Here is an 18,149-nt window from a genome sequence, read left to right as displayed (position 1 = left end):
TGGCTCAGGCGAGGAGTTCGACCTCCGAGACGGTCGCCTCGCCGTTCAGGACCAGCCGGTACTTCTCGTACGTACCCGGCCGTCCCACGGAGAACGCGCGCGTCTGTTTGTCCCATGCGAAGGACTGCCCCGACCGCTTGTCGAGCGTCCGCCACTTCTTTCCGTCCGACGAGCCCTGGAGTGTCCAGCCGGTCGGCGCCTTCGCATGGTCCGAAGACGTCAGCGTGTACTGGACGGCCTTGGCGGAACCGGTACCGGAAACGGACACCGGCAGGTCCACCGACGTCACCGTCGCCTGAGTGGCCGACGTGTTGTCGAACAGCGCCCCGTCACCCTTCAGCACGTCCGCACGCGGCGTCGGCACCTCGTCGTTCTGGGTGATCGACGGAGGCGCCGCGTTCTTCCCGGAACCCCAGGCCGACGGCCGCGGCCCCATGTCGAACTCCAGTACCCCGCCCTTGGAGAGGAGCGAGTGCGGCAGCGAAGTCGACGTCCAGGTACGCCCGTTGACCTTCAGGCCCTGCACGTACACGTTCTTCGCGCTGTTCTTCGGCGCCTTGACGACCAGGTCCCGGCCGTTCTCCAGATGGACCGTCGTCTTGGTGAACAGCGGGGAGCCGACGGCGTATTCGCCGCTGCCCATCACCAGCGGGTAGAAGCCGAGCGCGGAGAACAGGAACCAGGCCGACTGCTCGCCGTTGTCCTCGTCGCCGTGGTAGCCCTGGCCGATCTCGCTGCCGGTGTACAGCCGCGAGAGCACCTCACGGACGCTCGCCTGTGTTTTCCACGGCTGTCCGGCCGCGTCGTACATGTACAGGGCGTGGTGGGCGACCTGGTTGGAGTGCCCGTACATGCCCATCCGTACGTCCCGCGCCTCCGTCATCTCATGGATGACACCGCCGTACGAGCCGACGAACTCGGACGAGGCCGTCTCGGGGGTGGCGAGGTACTCGTCGAGCTTGTCCCCGAGGCCGCTGCGCCCGCCGTAGAGGTTGGCAAGGCCGCGGGAGTCCTGCGGGGCCGTGAAGGCGTATCCCCAGCCGTTGGTCTCGGTGTAGTCGTAGCCCCACACTCTCGGGTCGTACTTCGACGACTCGACCCGCCAGTCGCCCTTTTCGTCGCGGCCCTGGAAGAAACCGGCTTCGGAATCAAACAGATTCACATAGTCCTGGGCGCGGTTGAGGAAGTAGTCCGACTCCTCCTTGTAACGCTTTTCGCCCGTCTCCTCATACAGCTTCCGGCCCATCTGGGCGATGCCGTAGTCGTTGAGATAGCCCTCCAGCGCCCACGACAGACCCTCGTGCGTCTCGCTGCTCGTGTAGCCGAGGAAGGGCGAGGTGGTCATTCCCTTGCGACCCACGCCCGACGAGGGCGGCACGACCGTGGCGTTCTTCACGGCCGCGTCGTACGCCGACTTGGCGTCAAAGTCCACGCCCTTGACGTACGCGTCCGCGAAGGCGACGTCCGAGGAGGTTCCGGTCATCAGGTCCGCGTACCCGGGCGACGACCAGCGCGAGGTCCAGCCGCCGTCCTTGTACTGCTGCACGAACCCGTCGACCATCTCACCGGCCTGACTGGGCGTGAGGAGCGAGTAGGCCGGCCAGGTCGTCCGATAGGTGTCCCAGAAACCGTTGTTGACGTACACCTTGCCGTCCACGATCTTCGCGCCGGTGTGCGTCGGGGTGTCCGGGCCCGGCATCGGTGAGAACGGGGAGGCGTACTGGTACTTCGAACCGACCTTCTCGAAGCCGGAGTTGGGGTACAGGTACAGCCGGTACAGGCTGGAGTACAGCGTTGTCAGCTGGTCCGGCGTGGCGCCCTCGACCTCGACCTTGCCGAGCAGCTTGTCCCACTGCCGCTGCGCCTTCGTCTTCACGGCGTCGAAGGACGTGCCGTCCGGGATCTCCTGGCGCAGATTGTCCTTCGCCTGGTCGACGCTGATGAGGGAGGTGGCGATCCGCATGGTCACGGTCCGGTCGTCGCCGGGCTGGAACCGCAGATAGCCCTTGACCCCGCTCGACGTCCCCTCGGCCACCGGCGCGTCGAACGTCCCGTAGACGAACAGCCGGGTCGCGCCCGTCGACAGCCCCGACTTCACGTCGGAGTAACCGGTGAAGGTGCCGTTCTCCTTGTCGAGCGTCAGACCGGCCTGGTCGGTGACGTTGTCGAAGAGGACGCTCGCGTCGTCGCCGGGATAGGTGAAGCGCATGACCGCCGCATGGTCGGTGGGCGCCATCTCCGTCTTAAGACCGTTCTCGAAACGCACTCCGTAGTAATACGGCCGCGCGGTCTCGTTCTCGTGCCGGAAGGCCAGCTCCCGTGCCTCACGGCCGCTGTCGGGCGTCCCGGACGCGGCGGACGGCATCACCTGGAAGGTCTGCCGGTCACCCATCCACGGGCTGGGCTCATGGCTCGCGCTGAACGCCTGGATGGTCGGCAGGTTGTCGGCGTTGTTCCCGCGCGCATAGTCGTAGAGCCAGCTCAGCGAACCCGCGTTGGTCACCGGCGTCCAGAAGTTGAACCCGTGCGGCACCGCCGTCGCGGGGAAGTTGTTGCCCCGGGAGAAGCCGCCACTGGAGTTGGTGCCCCGGGTCGTCACCGCGTAGTCGGACAGGTGGGCCTTCGGCTTCTCTTGCGGTACCGCCTTCAGCGCCACGTCATCGAGCCAGCCCCGGAACTTCGCCGGGCCCTTGGGGGAGTCGTACGCCACCAGGATCCGGTCGACGGTCTTCCCGGCCGCAACCGATCCGATCCGCGAGGCCACGTTGTTCCACTGGTTGACGTAGAGGATCTTGGCCGCACCCTGTCCCTGCGGCGTCAGGGCGAACCCGTGCAGGTCGGTCGCCTTGAGATCGCTCAGATACGTCCCGTCCGTGAAAGCGAGATCGACGGAAACGTTTGTGGCGTCATAGTCCCGGTCGCCGTCCGCCATCGACGGGAAGATCCGGTACGACAGCTGGGTATCGCGACCGACGGCCACATTGACGTCGAAGACCTTGTTGTACGAGTACGCCTGCCCGTCGGCGGTGTGCCGTCCGGCATAGCGCAGCGCCCGCTTGCCGGTGAAGCCCGCGCCCGCTTTCGCCGTCGGCGAGCCGCTCGGGCCGCGGTCGACCAGCGAGAGCATGTCCTGCGGGATCGGATCGCCGCTGCCGCCCTTGGAGAACTGGACGTCGGCGAGCTGGAGGGCGTCCGAGGCGCCGTTGTTCTTGGTCACGTCGAGCCGGAAGTGCTGGTACTCGGCGGCGGCGGACGCCGGGATGTCGTACGTCTTCGTCTGGAACCGCTCGGCGAACTTCTCGCCGGTGCGGGTGTCCAGGGTCGTCCAGTTCGTGCCGTCCGTGGAGCCCTTCAGGGTCCAGTCCAGCGGGTCGCGCTCGTCGTGGTCGTTGGCCGACGTCAGCGCGTAGGTGACCACCTTGACCGGCGCGTCCAGGTCGAACTCCGCCCAGCCGGTGGGGGCGAAGGTCAGCCACTTGCTGCTCGGCTCACCGTCGACGAGGTTCTCCTTGACCTCGCCGGCCCCGGTGTTCTCGCCGCTGGCCCGGACGTCCGTGACATGGTCGGTCACGCTGCCCGGAATGCCGCTGCTGTACCCGCCGTCGACGCCGGCGGCGCGCTTGCTGCCGTCCGCTGCGGTGTCGACGGTGTTCAGCCAGTCGGGCGCCGGGTCGTCCGACTCGAAGGACGAGGCGAACTCCCGGTCGGCGGCGGCCGCCTCACCGGGCAGTGCGACCGCCACCCCCTGCGAGCCCACCGCCAATGCAAAGGCGGTCGCCATCACGACCGCCGAACCCCATCTGTGCCGACTTCTGCGCTGCATGAGTGAGCACCCTCCCTGCACCCTGGACAACGTTGTCAATCTCGGTGTGCAAGGACCAGTAGTGGTGCAAGTGGTCAGTCGTGTCAAGGGTGTTGGGTGAGGCATTCGGGGGCAATCCCGAGGATTTATCCGCCGAGGAACGCACAGGTCGCTCATATTTCCGCGAGGTCTCAACTCGGAAAAGACCAACGGCCAACCTTGCATTCGATCTTGCTCCGTTGGCGGGAAGTGGACTATACCTGTCGGCAATTCACTCGATCCGCACGTCTTGATCGGCACGCGTGACCCGCACGTCCGATCCGCACGTCCTGCACGACCCTGCTTGACCTGACCGCGGTGCCGGGAGGATCCGGTTCACCGCCTGAGTCCTGGAGAAGGCGAGGACTTGAGCATGGGATCCACTTCCGCCGAGAACACCGAGCACACCGAGAACAGCACGAACGCGGCGAGCACCGGCGCCGCGGGCGTCGGCCGTCGCGATCTGATCAAGCGGTCGGCGGCGCTCGGCCTGATCTCCGTACCCGCGATGAGTTTCCTGTCCGCCTGTGCCACCGGCGGTGGCGGCGGTGACGACAAGGAGACCGACGCGGCCGAGGGCGAGAAGTCCGCCGGTAACCCGCTGGGAGTGAAGAAGGGCCTCGCCCTGGAGGCGTTCATCTTCAAGGGCGGCCTGGGCGACCAGTACGCCAAGGACGCGGAGGCCGACTACAACAAGACGTACGGTGTCACGGTCAAGCACACCGGCACCCAGCAGGTCGGCCCCAAGCTGACCCCGCGCTTTGCGGGCGGCAACCCGCCGGACGTCATCGACAACTCCGGCGCCGACCACCTCGACATGAACAAGCTGTCCACGCAGGGCCAGCTCCAGGACCTCCAGGCGCTGCTGGATGCCGCCTCGATGGACGACCCGGACAAGAAGATCTCGGACACGATCCACCCGAGCACCATCGAGAAGGGCAAGCACGGCGGCACCTTCGACGTGCTGTACTACGCCTTCACGATCTACGGCACCTGGTACTCGCAGAAGGCCCTGGACGACAACGGCTGGGCATACCCCAAGTCGCTGTCCGAGATGGTCACGCTGTGCGGCGAGATCAAGAAGAAGGGCATCGCGCCCTGGACGTACGCGGGCAAATACCCGTACTACGTGCACTTCAACCTGTTCGCCCAGATCGCCAAGATCGGCGGTATGGAGGGCTGGATCGCGATCGACAACCTCGAACCCAAGGCGTGGACGAGCAACGCCGCGGTCAAGGAGGTCGTCGAGCACTATGAGGAACTGGCCGCCAAGGGCTACTTCCTGGAGGGCAGTCAGGGCCTGACCCACATCCAGTCGCAGACCGCCTGGAACAAGGGCAAGGCCGTCTTCATCCCGAACGGCTCCTGGGTGGAGAACGAGGCCGCCCCGACCACGCCCGAGGGCTTCGAGATGTCCGTCGGCGCCCTCTTCGACGGCACCGGCGACAAGATGCCGCACGGCACGCTGCGCGCCGAGCCGAGCGAGCCGTACATCGTGGCCGGCAAGGGCAAGAACCCGGTCGGCGGCATGGAGTTGCTGCGCATCATGCTCTCCAAGAAGCATGCGCAGAACTTCGCCAAGCTGGTGAAGTCGCTGACCTGTGTGGTGGACGCCACCGAGGGCATGACTCTCTCGCCGGGTCTCGCCTCCGCGAGCAAGGTGTTCAAGGAAGCCGGCGACAACATCATCAGCCTCCAGCTCCAGGAGTGGTATCCCTCGCTCACCGACGAGAAGATCGGCGGTCTCACCGGGCAGCTGCTCACCGGTGAACTCAAGGCCGCCGACTGGATCAAGAAGACGCAGGAGTACGCCGACGCCGTTGCCAAGGACGACTCCGTGACCAAGTTCAAGCGCGAGGCGTAGGCGTCCGTCCGGCACCGACATTCACAGGGGAGAGGCCGGGAAGCGCATGCAACACGGCAAATACCGATTCATCGTGGGCTTCCTGGCCCTGCCCGTGATCGTCTATGCGATCTTTGTGATCTCGCCGTTCGTCCAGGCGTTCCAGATCTCGCTGACCGACTGGTCCGGACTCGTGGGAACGGCGAAGTTCGTCGGTTTCGAGAATTTCGAAAAGCTGTGGCACAGCGAGGACTTCTGGAACGCGCTGCGCCACAACGTCTACATCCTGATCTTCGTCCCCGTGATCACCCTCGGACTCGGCCTGTTCTTCGCGTTCATGCTGAATCTGGGCGGGAAACGCCGCAGGGGCGAAGTGGTCACCGGTGTCGTGGGATCGAAGTTCTACCGCTTCGTCTTCTTTTTCCCGCAGGTCATCTCGATCACGATCATCGCCGTCATCTGGTTCAACATCTACAACCCCGACCCGCAGGACGGCATGCTCAACTCGTTCCTGGGCGCGGTGGGTCTGGACGGTTTGCAGAACGCCTGGCTGGGCGAGAAGAGCCTGGCGCTGCTGTGCATCATGGTGGTGGTGATCTGGTCCCATGTCGGATTCTTCGTCGTGCTGTTCTCGGCGGCCATGGCGTCCATTCCGCGGGATATCTACGAGGCGGCGCTGCTCGACGGTGCAAACCGCTTCCACACCTTTTTCCGCGTCACGCTGCCGCTGCTCTGGGACACCGTGCAGACCGGTTGGGTGTACATGGGCATCATCTGTCTGGACTGCTTCGCCCTGGTGCAGATCATGTCGGTCAACATGGGCGGCCCCGACGGCGCGACGGACGTCATGCCGCTGCGGCTGTACCTCACGGCGTTCCGGGACAGCCAGTTCGGCTACGCGAGCGCAATGGGCATCGCGATGCTGATCGTCACCATGACGTTCGCCGTTCTCACCCTGCGCTTCGCGCGGCGTGAGCGGATCGAGTTCTAGGGGAACGGGCGCAATGACCACGGACATCGACAAGGTGACCACGGTGGACGACACCCGTCCCAAGGTCACCAAGAAGCTCGGCCCCACCGACGGCCGCAGCTCCGACGGCGGCATCCTCAACGTCTTCTCGCACGGCCTGCTCATCGTCTGGGCGCTGATGGTCGGCGTTCCGCTGCTGTGGGTGCTGTGGAGCTCCTTCAAGACCAGCAACGGCATCCTGACCGACCCGTGGGGGCTGCCGACCTCACTGCACTTCGAGAACTGGGCCAACGCCTGGAACAAGGCGAACATGGGCCAGTACTTCCTCAACACCGCGATCGTGGTGGGCGGTTCGGTGATCGGCACCATGGTGCTGGGCTCGATGGCCGCGTACGTCCTGGCCCGGTTCACCTTCCCGGGCAACCGGCTCATCTACTACATGTTCGTGGCCGGCATGTCCTTCCCGGTGTTCATGCTGGTGATCCCGCTCTTCTTCGTGCTGCGGGACTTCCCGGGAAGCTCGCTGCTGGCGACGTACCACGGGCTGATCCTGGTCTACATCGCCTACTCGCTGCCGTTCACCGTCTTCTTCATGACGGCGTTCTTCCGCACCCTGCCGACCTCCGTGGCGGAGGCCGCGCTGATCGACGGGGCGTCGCACACGCGAACGTTCTTCCAGGTGATGCTGCCGATGGCCAAGCCCGGGTTGATCAGCATCGGCATCTTCAACTTCCTGGGTCAGTGGAACCAGTACCTGCTGCCGATGGTGCTCAACCAGAACGAGGACAAGTACGTCCTCACCCAGGGCCTCGCCATGATCGCGTTGCAGCAGGGCTACGAGAACGACTGGGGCGCCCTGATGGCCGGCATGATGATCGCGATGCTGCCGGTGTTGATCGTTTACTTCGTGTTCCAGCGGCAGGTGCAGGCGGGCCTCACCGCCGGTGCCCTGAAGTAGGGCCTGTCCGGCGCAGCCCCACGGGTGTGCCGTTCCCGCGGTCGGGACGGCGCACCCGTGTGTGCGTCCAGGCGCGCACATCCCCGGATTCCGGTTCAACCTCTTGACGGGAGGCGACCCGAACGGCTCAGCTTAGAGTTCACTAGTTGGACATAGACGGGGCCTCATTGAAGCGGTCCCGCGCGCAGGAGGTCGTCGTGGAGACTCCGGGGTCGCAGTCGTCGCTGCACCGAGCCAACCTGGAGCGGGTCGTCCGTGCCGTACGGCTGGCGGGCTCGCTCACCCAGGCGGAGATCGCGAGGACGACCGGCCTGTCCGCGGCGACGGTCTCCAACATCGTGCGCGAGCTCAAGGACGGCGGAACGGTCGAGGTCACGCCCACCTCGGCGGGCGGCCGCCGGGCCCGCAGCGTCTCGCTGAGCGGGGACGCCGGCATCGTGATCGGCGTGGACTTCGGCCATACGCATTTGCGCGTCGCGGTCGGGAATCTCGCCCATCAGGTGCTGGCCGAGGAGGCCGAGCCGCTCGATGTGGACGCCTCCGCCACCCAGAGCTTCGACCGGGCGGAAGAGCTGGTCAACCGCTTGATCGCGGCGACCGGGGTCGATCGTTCCAAGGTCGCCGGTGTGGGTCTCGGCGTGCCGGGCCCGATCGACGTCGAGTCGGGCACCCTGGGCTCCACCGCGATCCTGCCGGGCTGGACCGGCACCAAACCCGCCGAGGAGCTGCGGGGGCGGCTCGGCGTGCCCGTCCACGTCGACAACGACGCCAACCTGGCCGCCCTCGGCGAGATGGTCTGGGGCAGCGGCCGAGGCGCGAAGGACCTGGCGTACATCAAGGTCGCCAGCGGTGTGGGCGCCGGCCTGGTCATCAACGGCAAGATCTACCGGGGCCCCGGTGGCACCGCCGGAGAAATCGGGCATATTACTCTTGATGAATCCGGTCCCGTCTGCCGCTGCGGTAACCGGGGCTGCCTGGAGACCTTCACGGCCGCGCGCTATGTGCTTCCGCTGCTCCAGTCCAGCCACGGCACCGATCTGACCATGGAGGGCGTCGTACGACTGGCGCGGGACGGAGATCCGGGCTGCCGTCGGGTGATCGCCGACGTCGGCCGTCACATCGGCAGTGGAGTCGCCAATCTCTGCAATCTGCTGAACCCGAGCCGAGTGGTCCTCGGCGGCGATCTCGCCGAGGCCGGTGAGCTGGTGCTCGGGCCTATCAGGGAGTCGGTCGGCCGGTACGCGATCCCCAGTGCCGCACGTCAACTCTCGGTGTTGCCAGGGGCACTCGGCGGCCGTGCGGAGGTCCTCGGGGCCCTCGCGCTGGCGCTCAGTGAGATGGGTGATTCGACCCTTTTGGACGGGTCGCTGACTGCCGCTGCCCCTGCCTTCACTTAGAGAACGGATGGCACCGTTGCCAACCCGTTAAGGATTTACTTCTTGACGTCGCACGCGTGGCCGAGTTGACTTCCAGCCACCTCGGCCGCAACGACGCGGCCTCGTCAGGGAGGTTTCTGAAGTGAACACGCGAATGCGTCGTGCCGCCGTTGCCATTGCCGCCGGTGCGATGGCCGTTTCCCTCGCTGCCTGTGGCAGCGCGGACGAGGCCGACGGAGGCAGTGACTCCACGGGTAGCGCGGCCAAGGGCGACAACATCAAGGTCGGTCTCCTGCTCCCGGAGAACCAGACCGCGCGCTACGAGAAGTTCGACCGGCCCTTGATCGAGAAGAAGATCGGGGAGCTGACGAACAACAAGGCCGAGATCCAGTACAACAACGCCAAGCAGGACGCCAACCTCCAGGCGCAGCAGGTCGACACGATGATCACCAACAAGGTGGACGTGCTGATCCTGGACGCCGTGGACGCCAAGGCGATCAAGAACTCCGTGCAGAAGGCCGTCGACGCCGGCATCAAGGTCGTCGCCTACGACCGCTTGGCCGAGGGCCCGATCAGCGCCTACACCTCCTTCGACAACGTGTCGGTCGGCAAGGCCCAGGGCGAGGCCCTCCTCACGGCGCTGGGCGACAAGGCCAAGGACGGCCAGATCGTCATGATGAACGGCGCCGTCACTGACCCGAACGCCGCCCAGTTCAAGGAGGGTGCGCACTCCGTCCTCGACGGCAAGGTGAACGTCGGCAAGGAGTACGACACCAAGGAGTGGAAGCCGGAGAACGCCAACGCCAACATGGAGTCGGCGATCTCGGCGCTCGGCAAGGACAAGATCATCGGCGTCTACTCCGCCAACGACGGCATGGCGGGCGGTATCATCACCGCCCTGAAGTCGGCCGGCATCGACGTCCCGGTCACCGGCCAGGACGCCGAACTCGCCGCCGTCCAGCGCATCGTCACCGGCGACCAGTACATGAGCGTCTTCAAGTCGTACCCGTCGGAAGCCAACGCCGCTGCCGAGCTGGCCGTCGCGCTGGCCAAGGGCGAGAACCTGGACTCCATCGCCAAGGACAAGGTCTCCAGCGGCAGCGCGAACGACGTCCCGGCATCCCTGATCCCGGTCGTGTCACTGACCACGGACAACATCAACGACACGGTCATCAAGGAAGGCTTCTACACGATCGACGAGATCTGCACGGCCAAGTACAAGGCGGCCTGCGACAAGATCGGTCTGAAGTAACCAGCCGCAAGTCCCGGCGAACGTACGGGAATTCGGGAATCCCTTCCTGAACTCCCGTACCGGGACCGGCGCTCCGAAGGCTCCTCCGGCGCCCCGCATACACACAGCCCCGCAAGCTAGTTGCGGGGCGCCGGACGGAACATCCCCCAATCTTTCTGCACAACCTCCCGCCGGGTCAGGCGGCGAAGGAGATGGTTCACGTGTCCGCTACGCCCGTGCTGGCGTTGCGCGGGGTCTCCAAGCGGTTCGGTGCCGTTCAGGCGCTCACCGACGTAGAGCTTGAGGTCCACGCCGGTGAGGTGGTCGCCCTGGTCGGCGACAACGGCGCCGGAAAGTCCACGCTGGTCAAGACGATTGCCGGCGTGCACCCCATCGATGAGGGCGTCATCGAATGGCAGGGCAAGGCGGTGTCGATCAACCGGCCGCACGACGCCCAGGCCCTGGGTATCGCGACGGTCTACCAGGACCTCGCGCTGTGCGACAACATCGACGTCGTCGGCAACCTGTTCCTCGGAGTCGAACTGAGGAAGTGGGGCGTCCTCGACGAGGTCGAGATGGAGCGCCGTTCCCAGGAGCTGCTGAAGACGCTGTCGATCCGCATCCCCAGCGTCCGTATCCCGATCGCCTCGCTCTCCGGCGGTCAGCGCCAGACCGTGGCCATCGCCCGATCCATGCTCGGCGAGCCCGAGCTGGTCATCCTCGACGAGCCCACCGCGGCCCTCGGCGTCGAGCAGACCGCCCAGGTGCTCGACCTGGTGGAGCGGCTGCGCGAGCGTAATCTCGCGGTCATCCTCATCAGCCACAACATGGCCGATGTGAAGGCCGTCGCGGACAAGGTCGCCGTACTGCGCCTGGGTCAGAACAACGGCGTCTTCGAGGTCAAGACGACCTCGCAGGAGGAGATCATCTCCGCCATCACTGGCGCCACCGACAATGCCGTGACCCGCCGTGCGGCGCGCGCGAACGGGGAGGGTTCCCAGTGAGCATCGACAAGACCTCCGCGTCCCCGCAGGACGAGCACCTGGTCGAGAACCCCGAGGCCGCCGCGGCCGCGGTGACCGCGGTCGACCCGCGGCTCCTCGTCCAGGAGCAGGGCCTCACCGGCTACCTCGGCGAGTTCAAGCGCAAGCTGAAGGCGGGCGAGCTGGGCTCGCTGCCCGTCATCGTCGGCCTGGTCGTCATCTGCGTCGTCTTCCAGTCCCTGAACTCGGCGTTCCTTTCCGCGCAGAACATCAGCGACATCACCGTCACGATGGTCGGCACTGGCATGATCTCCGTCGGCATCGTCTTCGTGCTGCTGCTCGGTGAGATCGACCTGTCGGTCGGCTCGGTCAGTGGCGCGGCCAGTGCCATCGCGGCCGTGCTCGCGGTCAACCAGGGCTGGCCCGAGTGGCTGGCGGTGCTCTTCGCCGTCGCCGCCGGTGCGGCCATCGGCGCGGCACACGGCTTCTTCTTCGCGGTGCTCGGCGCGCCCGCCTTCGCCGTGACACTGGCCGGTCTGCTGTTCTGGCTCGGCTTCATGCTCCAGACGCTGGGCGAGAACGGTACGATCAACCTCGACAGCGACGGCTTCATCGGCAACCTGACGACGTACTTCTTCAGCGATGTCGCCGCCGCGTACGGCCTCGCCGCCGTGATGGTCGCCGTCTTCTTCATCACGTCGTTCCTGGGCAACCGCCGCCGGGACGCCGCGGGCATCCCGTCCCGGCCGTTCAGCGACACGCTCCTGCGCACGGTGCTGCTGGCCATCGTCGCCTTCGCCGCCGCGGCCATGTACAACCAGTACAAGGGCCTGCCGCTGGCCACGGTGATCTTCCTCGGCTTCCTGTTCCTGACCGACTTCGTGCTGCGTCGTACCCCGTACGGCCGCAAGATCTTCGCGCTCGGCGGCAGCGTGGAGGCCTCCCGGCGTGCGGGTATCAACGTCACCGCGGTACGGATCACCGTGTTCGCGATCTCGGGTGGCTTCGCGGCCATCGGCGGTCTGTTCCTGGCCTCCAAGATCGCGTCCGCCAACCAGAGCGCCGGCACCGGTGACCTGCTGATGAACGCGATCGCCGCGGCGGTCATCGGCGGTACGTCGCTGTTCGGTGGTCGTGGGCGCACCTGGAACGCCCTGCTCGGTGTGCTGGTGATCGTCTCGATCCAGTACGGCCTCCAGCTGGAGTCCATCGCCGAGCCGGTGAAGTACATGATCACCGCCGGTGTTCTGCTGACGACCGTGGTGATCGACTCGATCACCCGTCGGACCCAGAAGACGGCCGGGCGCGCGTAACGCGTCGAGCAGCCCTGTGCCCGGCACCAATGGCGGTGCCGGGCACAGTCATGTCGTAGGAACGCCATAACGTCACAACTCGGCTACAGCCGATCGCGTGACCCAGGACGCACCGCCCGGGCGCCGTCCACCGGGGCGGAACATTAGACTCGACGAGCCCGGCAACAGCTCGATCAGCTCTACTGCAAGGAGGCACGGGTGCCGCTGCTGACCCACATCAGGGGACCACGTGATCTGGACCGGCTCAGTCTGGAGGAGCTGGACCAGCTGGCAGAGGAGATCCGGACCTTCCTCGTCGAGGCCGTCTCCAAGACCGGAGGCCACCTCGGCCCGAACCTCGGTGTGGTCGAGCTCACCATCGCCCTGCACCGAGTCTTCGACTCGCCCAAGGACAAGGTGCTCTGGGACACCGGTCACCAGTCCTACGTCCACAAGCTGCTCACCGGCCGCCAGGACTTCAGCAAGCTGAAGATGAAGGGCGGCCTGTCCGGCTACCCCTCACAGGCCGAGTCCGAGCACGACGTCATCGAGAACTCGCACGCCTCGACGGTCCTCGGCTGGGCCGACGGCCTCGCGAAAGCGAACCAGATCCGCAAACGCGACGACCACGTGGTCGCCGTGATCGGCGACGGCGCCCTCACCGGCGGCATGGCCTGGGAGGCGCTCAACAACATCGCCGACGCCAAGGACCGCCCGCTGGTCATCGTCGTCAACGACAACGAGCGCTCCTACGCACCGACCATCGGCGGCCTCGCGAACCACCTGGCGACCCTGCGGACCACCGACGGCTACGAGCGCTTCCTGGCCCGCGGCAAGGACCTCCTGGGGCGTACTCCGGTCGTCGGCAAGCCCCTCTACGAGACGCTGCACGGCGCCAAGAAGGGCCTGAAGGACTTCATCGCGCCCCAGGGCATGTTCGAGGACCTCGGCCTGAAGTACGTCGGCCCGATCGACGGCCACGACATCGAGGCCCTGGAGTCGGCGCTGGCCCGCGCCAAGCGCTTCGGCGGCCCGGTCATCGTGCACTGCCTCACCGAGAAGGGCCGCGGCTACCAGCCCGCCCTTCAGGACGAGGCGGACCGCTTCCACGGCATCGGCCCCATCCACCCCGACACCGGCCTGCCCATCAAGGCCTCGGGCGCCGACTGGACCTCCGTCTTCGGCGAGGAGATGGTCCGGCTCGGCAAGGAGCGCGACGACATCGTGGCCATCACGGCGGCGATGCTCCAGCCCGTCGGCCTGAAGAAGTTCGCGGACACCTTCCCGGACCGGATCTACGACGTCGGCATCGCCGAGCAGCACGGCGCGGTGAGCGCGGCGGGCCTCGCCACGGGCGGTCTGCATCCTGTCTTCGCGGTGTACGCCACATTCCTCAATCGTGCCTTCGACCAGGTCCTGATGGATGTGGCCCTCCACAAGTGCGGTGTGACGTTCGTACTGGACCGGGCCGGCATCACCGGCACGGACGGCGCCTCCCACAACGGCATGTGGGACATGTCGATCCTCCAGGTCGTCCCCGGGCTGCGACTCGCCGCCCCGCGCGACGCCGACCAGGTCCGCGCCCAGCTGCGCGAGGCCGTCGAGGTGACCGACGCGCCGACCGTGGTCCGCTTCTCCAAGGGCGCCGTCGGCCCCGCCGTACCGGCCGTCGGGCGGGTCGGCGGCATGGACGTACTGCGCGAGCCCGGGACGGACACGCCCGACGTGCTCCTGGTCTCCGTGGGCGCCCTGGCTCCGATGTGCCTGGAGATCGCGTCCCTGCTCGACAAGCAGGGCATCTCCACGACCGTCGTCGACCCGCGCTGGGTCAAGCCCGTCGACGAGGCCATGGCCCCCGTCGCGGAGCGGCACCGCGTGGTCGTCACCGTCGAGGACAACTCCCGCGTCGGCGGAGTCGGATCGGCGGTCGCCCAGGCCCTGCGCGACGCGGGCGTCGACGTTCCGCTGCGTGACTTCGGCATCCCGCCCCGCTTCCTCGACCACGCCTCCCGCAAGGAGGTCATGGCGGAGATCGGCCTGACCGCACCGGACATCGCCCGCCAGGTCACCGGTCTGGTGTCCAAGCTGGACGGCCGGTTCGACCGCGCGGAGGCCGAGGTGGAGCCCGCGCGCGACTGACGGGCCGGACCTACGGCCGGATGGGCCGGTTCCGCCACTACGAAGAGTGGTGAAACCGGCCCATCCGTGTGAAACAACCTGCGCCGGGGCATACGCACGACGCCCCCTCTCGATCATGTCGAGGACGACACAGCGTGGGAGGTACGCCCGTGAGCAGCACCCTCTTCAGGACGAAGAACGTCGAGCAGTCCATCCTCGATACCGAGGAACCCGAGCACGCACTCAAGAAATCCCTGTCCGCGCTCGATCTGACGGTCTTCGGCGTCGGTGTCATCATCGGCACCGGCATCTTCGTCCTCACCGGTACGGTCGCCAAGAACAACGCCGGCCCCGCCGTCGCTCTGGCCTTCGTCGCGGCCGGCGTCGTCTGCGCGCTCGCCGCGCTCTGCTACGCCGAGTTCGCGTCCACGTTGCCCGTCGCCGGCTCGGCCTACACGTTCTCGTACGCCTCGCTCGGCGAACTGCCCGCCTGGATCATCGGCTGGGACCTGGTGCTGGAGTTCGCGCTCGGTACGGCGGTGGTGGCCGTCGGCTGGTCCGGCTACGTCGCCTCGCTGCTGGACAACGCGGGCTGGCACCTGCCCGACGCGCTCGGCAGCAGAGACGGCGCCGACGGTTTCGGCTTCGACATCCTCGCCGCCGCGCTCGTCCTGGTGCTCACCGCGATCCTCGTGGTCGGCACGAAGCTCTCCGCGCGGATCACCTCGCTCGTCGTCGCCATCAAGGTGACGGTGGTCCTGACCGTGATCATCGCGGGTGCCTTCTTCATCAAGGGCGACAACTACGACCCGTTCATCCCGAAGGCGCAGACCGTGCCGGCCGGCGACAGTCTCCAGTCGCCGCTCATCCAGCTGATGTTCGGCTGGGCACCCTCCAACTTCGGCGTGATGGGCATCTTCACCGCGGCCTCCGTCGTGTTCTTCGCCTTCATCGGCTTCGACGTCGTCGCCACGGCCGCCGAGGAGACCAAGAACCCCCAGCGCGACATGCCCCGCGGCATCCTCGGCTCGCTCATCATCTGCACCGCGCTCTATGTCGCCGTGTCCATCGTCGTCACCGGCATGCAGCACTACACCGACCTGTCCATCACCGCGCCGCTCGCCGACGCCTTCAAGGCCACCGGACATCCCTGGTTCGCGGGCTTCATCAGCTTCGGCGCCGCGGTGGGCCTGACGACGGTCTGCATGATCCTGCTCCTCGGCCAGACCCGGGTCTTCTTCGCGATGAGCCGCGACGGACTGCTGCCGCGCTTCTTCTCGCACGTCCACCCGCGGTTCAAGACCCCGCACCGGCCGACCATCCTGCTCGGTGTGCTCATCGCGATCCTCGCCGGCTTCACCCCGCTGAGCGAGCTCGCGGAGCTGGTGAACATCGGCACGCTGTTCGCCTTCGTGGTCGTCGCGATCGGCGTGATCATCCTCCGTCGCACCCGCCCCGACCTGCCCCGCGCCTTCCGCACCCCGTGGGTGCCGTTCATCCCGATCCTGTCGGTGTGCGCCTCGCTGTGGCTGATGCTGAACCTGCCCGCCGAGACCTGGGTCCGCTTCGCCGGCTGGATGCTGGTCGGTTCCGTCGTGTACTTCCTGTACGGCCGCTCCCACAGCCGCCTCGGACGGCAGGGGGAGACGACGGCCGGCGACGCCACGAAGCCGCCGAGGCCCGGCGACGCCCAGTAGCCGACCGAGTCACCGATCCGGCCCCGTACGTCCCGCTCCGGCGGGACTGCGGGGCCGTACGACCGACCGATGGGTCGGAACACGCTTCCCCGCGTACGAGATCACCGGCGGCGGATCGTCCGGGGGCCGGTGACCTCCGCTCCCAACTCCGTCACCCGGCGCCGCAGTTCGCGGTCGGCCGTGACGACGAGACAGTCCCGCTCGCCCGCCCGAGCGACCAGCGCGACGATGTGATCGTCACCGCTCCCCGGCGCATCCTCGACCCGAACCCCCGGCACGGCCTCGACCCCCCGAGCCGCCCCCTCGACCACCAGCACGGTCTCCACGGGCCCGGAATGCCCCGGCAACCCCTCAGCGGCCAACACATCCCGCAACCGCTCCGCAGCGGCCCGACGATCCCGCCACCACCCATCGGGCACCGACCCGACGACGTTGGCAGCATCGACGATGAGCAGCAGCGGAAGATCGTCATCCATACCGCCAGGGTCGCACGCACGCGCGGCACCGGGTGGCGGGGTTGCAACTCAGCGGCGGGCGGCGGGGTGCCGCTCAGCGGGGCACCCCGCCCCGCCCAGCTGCGGCCACCCCACCACACGCCACCCGCCCAGCTGCGGGCAGTCGTGCCGCCTGGGGCGGCACGGGTGGGCGCAGGCGGCACCCCGTCAGCGCCGGGTTGCGCGTCCCCCCTGCCTCAGCCGTCGCGCCGGGTTGTGTGCTCCCGCCTCAGCTGCCACGCCGGGCGACGCGCCCCGCCCCAGCCGCCACGCGGGCCACGTGCCCCGCTTCAGCCACCACGCCGCACCCCACCCCGCCGACTCCACCCCCACCGCGGCCGATCCAACGCCCCCTCAGTCCTCCGCCTTCTCATCGAAGCTCGCGAAATACGCCGCGGCCATGTCCTCATCGCCGTGCCCCAGCACCACGGCCCGCTCCAGCCGCTCCGCACCGGCCGCAGCCACGTCCAACCGCACGCCCCGCCGCGCACCGGCCTCGACGATCAGCCGCGCATCCTTCGCCGCGGTCGCCACCGCGAACTGTGCGGGCGTCAACTGGTCGTTGAGCACCAGCCCGGCCTTGGCCCGCAGATAGGCCATGTCCAGCGGCCCACCCACGATCAGATCGAAGAACCCCTGCGGATCGACCTCCAGCGCTTTGGCCAGAGCCAGCACCTCACCGGCCGCATTGGTCGCGGCGATCACCCAGCTGTTGGCCACCAGCTTCAGCCGCGTCGCGGTACCTGCAGCTCCGTCCTCCCCGGTCCACACGGTGCGCGCCCCCACCGCGTCGAACACGGGCGTCACGGTCTCCCGCCCCTGCTCGGGCCCCGCCGCAAGCACGGTGAGCTGCCCGGCCTCGGCGGGCTGTCGGGTGCCCAGCACGGGCGCGTCGTAGAACACCAGGCCGTGCTGCTGGGCGAAGGCGGCCAGATCGACGATCGAGTCGAGGCCGGAGGTGGTGGACTGCATCCAGACGGCGCCGGGACGCAGGGCCGGCGCGGCCTCGCGCATGACGTCCAGCGCGGCGGGGCCGTCGTACAGCATGGTCAGTACGACATCGGCGCCCTGAACGGCCTCGGCCGGAGTGTCGGCGATGTACGCACCGTCGGCGGCAAGGGGCTCCGCCTTGGCGCGGGTGCGGTTCCAGGCCCGCACGGTGTGTCCGGACTTCGCGAGATTGCGGGCCATCGCGGCCCCCATGATCCCGGTGCCCAGGACGCTCACGGTCAGTTGGTCGGTCATCTGCGTCAACTTTCTGTGTCGCGGGTGTGCGGGCGTGCCGCCTCTGTACAACTGCTGGGAATCAGCCTGCCCCGTTTCCCCGCAGGGAGGCGTGAACGAGG

Annotated in this window: 12 protein-coding genes; 9 read left to right on the top strand and 3 right to left on the bottom strand. The window is 67.5% G+C overall.

The features are described 5' to 3' along the window. Positions 1 to 4: 4 nt before the first annotated feature. Positions 5 to 3,823 carry a GH92 family glycosyl hydrolase gene (locus ACIHFB_RS19510; RefSeq protein WP_400127443.1) on the bottom strand — a complete coding sequence of 1,273 codons (3,819 nt, stop codon included), beginning with the start codon at positions 3,821 to 3,823 and terminating at the stop codon, positions 5 to 7. A gap of 391 nt (positions 3,824 to 4,214) precedes the next feature. Between ACIHFB_RS19510 and ngcE the strand changes: the two genes are divergently transcribed. The 9 genes from ngcE to ACIHFB_RS19465 all read left to right on the top strand — a co-directional run bounded on the left by ngcE (position 4,215) and on the right by ACIHFB_RS19465 (position 16,309). Continuing rightward, on the top strand, positions 4,215 to 5,705 hold the full coding sequence (gene ngcE, locus ACIHFB_RS19505) for an N-acetylglucosamine/diacetylchitobiose ABC transporter substrate-binding protein (protein ID WP_400127442.1): 1,491 nt from the start codon (positions 4,215 to 4,217) through the stop codon (positions 5,703 to 5,705). 46 nt (positions 5,706 to 5,751) lie between these two features. After that, a complete protein-coding gene (locus ACIHFB_RS19500) occupies positions 5,752 to 6,675 on the top strand; it encodes a sugar ABC transporter permease (protein ID WP_365274954.1) in 924 nt (307 codons plus the stop codon). Between the two features lie 13 nt (positions 6,676 to 6,688). Next, positions 6,689 to 7,612 carry a carbohydrate ABC transporter permease gene (locus tag ACIHFB_RS19495; protein ID WP_365274951.1) on the top strand — a complete coding sequence of 308 codons (924 nt, stop codon included), beginning with the start codon at positions 6,689 to 6,691 and terminating at the stop codon, positions 7,610 to 7,612. A 197-nt stretch (positions 7,613 to 7,809) separates the two neighbouring features. Beyond that, a complete protein-coding gene (locus ACIHFB_RS19490) occupies positions 7,810 to 9,009 on the top strand; it encodes an ROK family transcriptional regulator (RefSeq protein ID WP_365274948.1) in 1,200 nt (399 codons plus the stop codon). A 133-nt stretch (positions 9,010 to 9,142) separates the two neighbouring features. Next, complete coding sequence (locus tag ACIHFB_RS19485; protein ID WP_365275134.1) at positions 9,143 to 10,240, top strand: substrate-binding domain-containing protein; 1,098 nt, start codon at positions 9,143 to 9,145, stop codon at positions 10,238 to 10,240. Between the two features lie 191 nt (positions 10,241 to 10,431). Continuing rightward, on the top strand, positions 10,432 to 11,223 hold the full coding sequence (locus tag ACIHFB_RS19480; protein ID WP_365274945.1) for an ATP-binding cassette domain-containing protein: 792 nt from the start codon (positions 10,432 to 10,434) through the stop codon (positions 11,221 to 11,223). Beyond that, positions 11,220 to 12,515 (top strand): sugar ABC transporter permease, encoded by a 1,296-nt coding sequence (locus ACIHFB_RS19475; RefSeq protein WP_365274942.1) that lies wholly within the window; start codon positions 11,220 to 11,222, stop codon positions 12,513 to 12,515. The genes ACIHFB_RS19480 and ACIHFB_RS19475 overlap by 4 nt, the downstream gene beginning before the upstream one ends. A 198-nt stretch (positions 12,516 to 12,713) precedes the next feature. Continuing rightward, on the top strand, positions 12,714 to 14,633 hold the full coding sequence (gene dxs, locus ACIHFB_RS19470; RefSeq protein WP_400127441.1) for a 1-deoxy-D-xylulose-5-phosphate synthase: 1,920 nt from the start codon (positions 12,714 to 12,716) through the stop codon (positions 14,631 to 14,633). A 149-nt stretch (positions 14,634 to 14,782) separates the two neighbouring features. Continuing rightward, positions 14,783 to 16,309, top strand: a complete 1,527-nt coding sequence (locus ACIHFB_RS19465; protein WP_400127440.1) for an amino acid permease — start codon at positions 14,783 to 14,785, stop codon at positions 16,307 to 16,309. A gap of 101 nt (positions 16,310 to 16,410) precedes the next feature. Here ACIHFB_RS19465 and ACIHFB_RS19460 read toward each other — a convergent pair whose 3' ends face one another. Beyond that, complete coding sequence (locus ACIHFB_RS19460; protein ID WP_400127439.1) at positions 16,411 to 16,785, bottom strand: NTP pyrophosphohydrolase; 375 nt, start codon at positions 16,783 to 16,785, stop codon at positions 16,411 to 16,413. 372 nt (positions 16,786 to 17,157) lie between these two features. Continuing rightward, the gene (locus tag ACIHFB_RS19455; RefSeq protein ID WP_365274930.1) at positions 17,158 to 18,099 is read right to left on the bottom strand and encodes an NAD(P)-dependent oxidoreductase; all 942 of its coding nucleotides are present in this window, start codon (positions 18,097 to 18,099) and stop codon (positions 17,158 to 17,160) included. Positions 18,100 to 18,149: the final 50 nt, after the last annotated feature.

This window comes from Streptomyces sp. NPDC051963 (genome assembly GCF_044593495.1).
GTDB lineage: Bacteria > Actinomycetota > Actinomycetes > Streptomycetales > Streptomycetaceae > Streptomyces.
The sequence above is the reverse complement of the archived record's forward strand: the minus strand, read 5'-3'. Positions and strand labels throughout refer to the sequence as shown.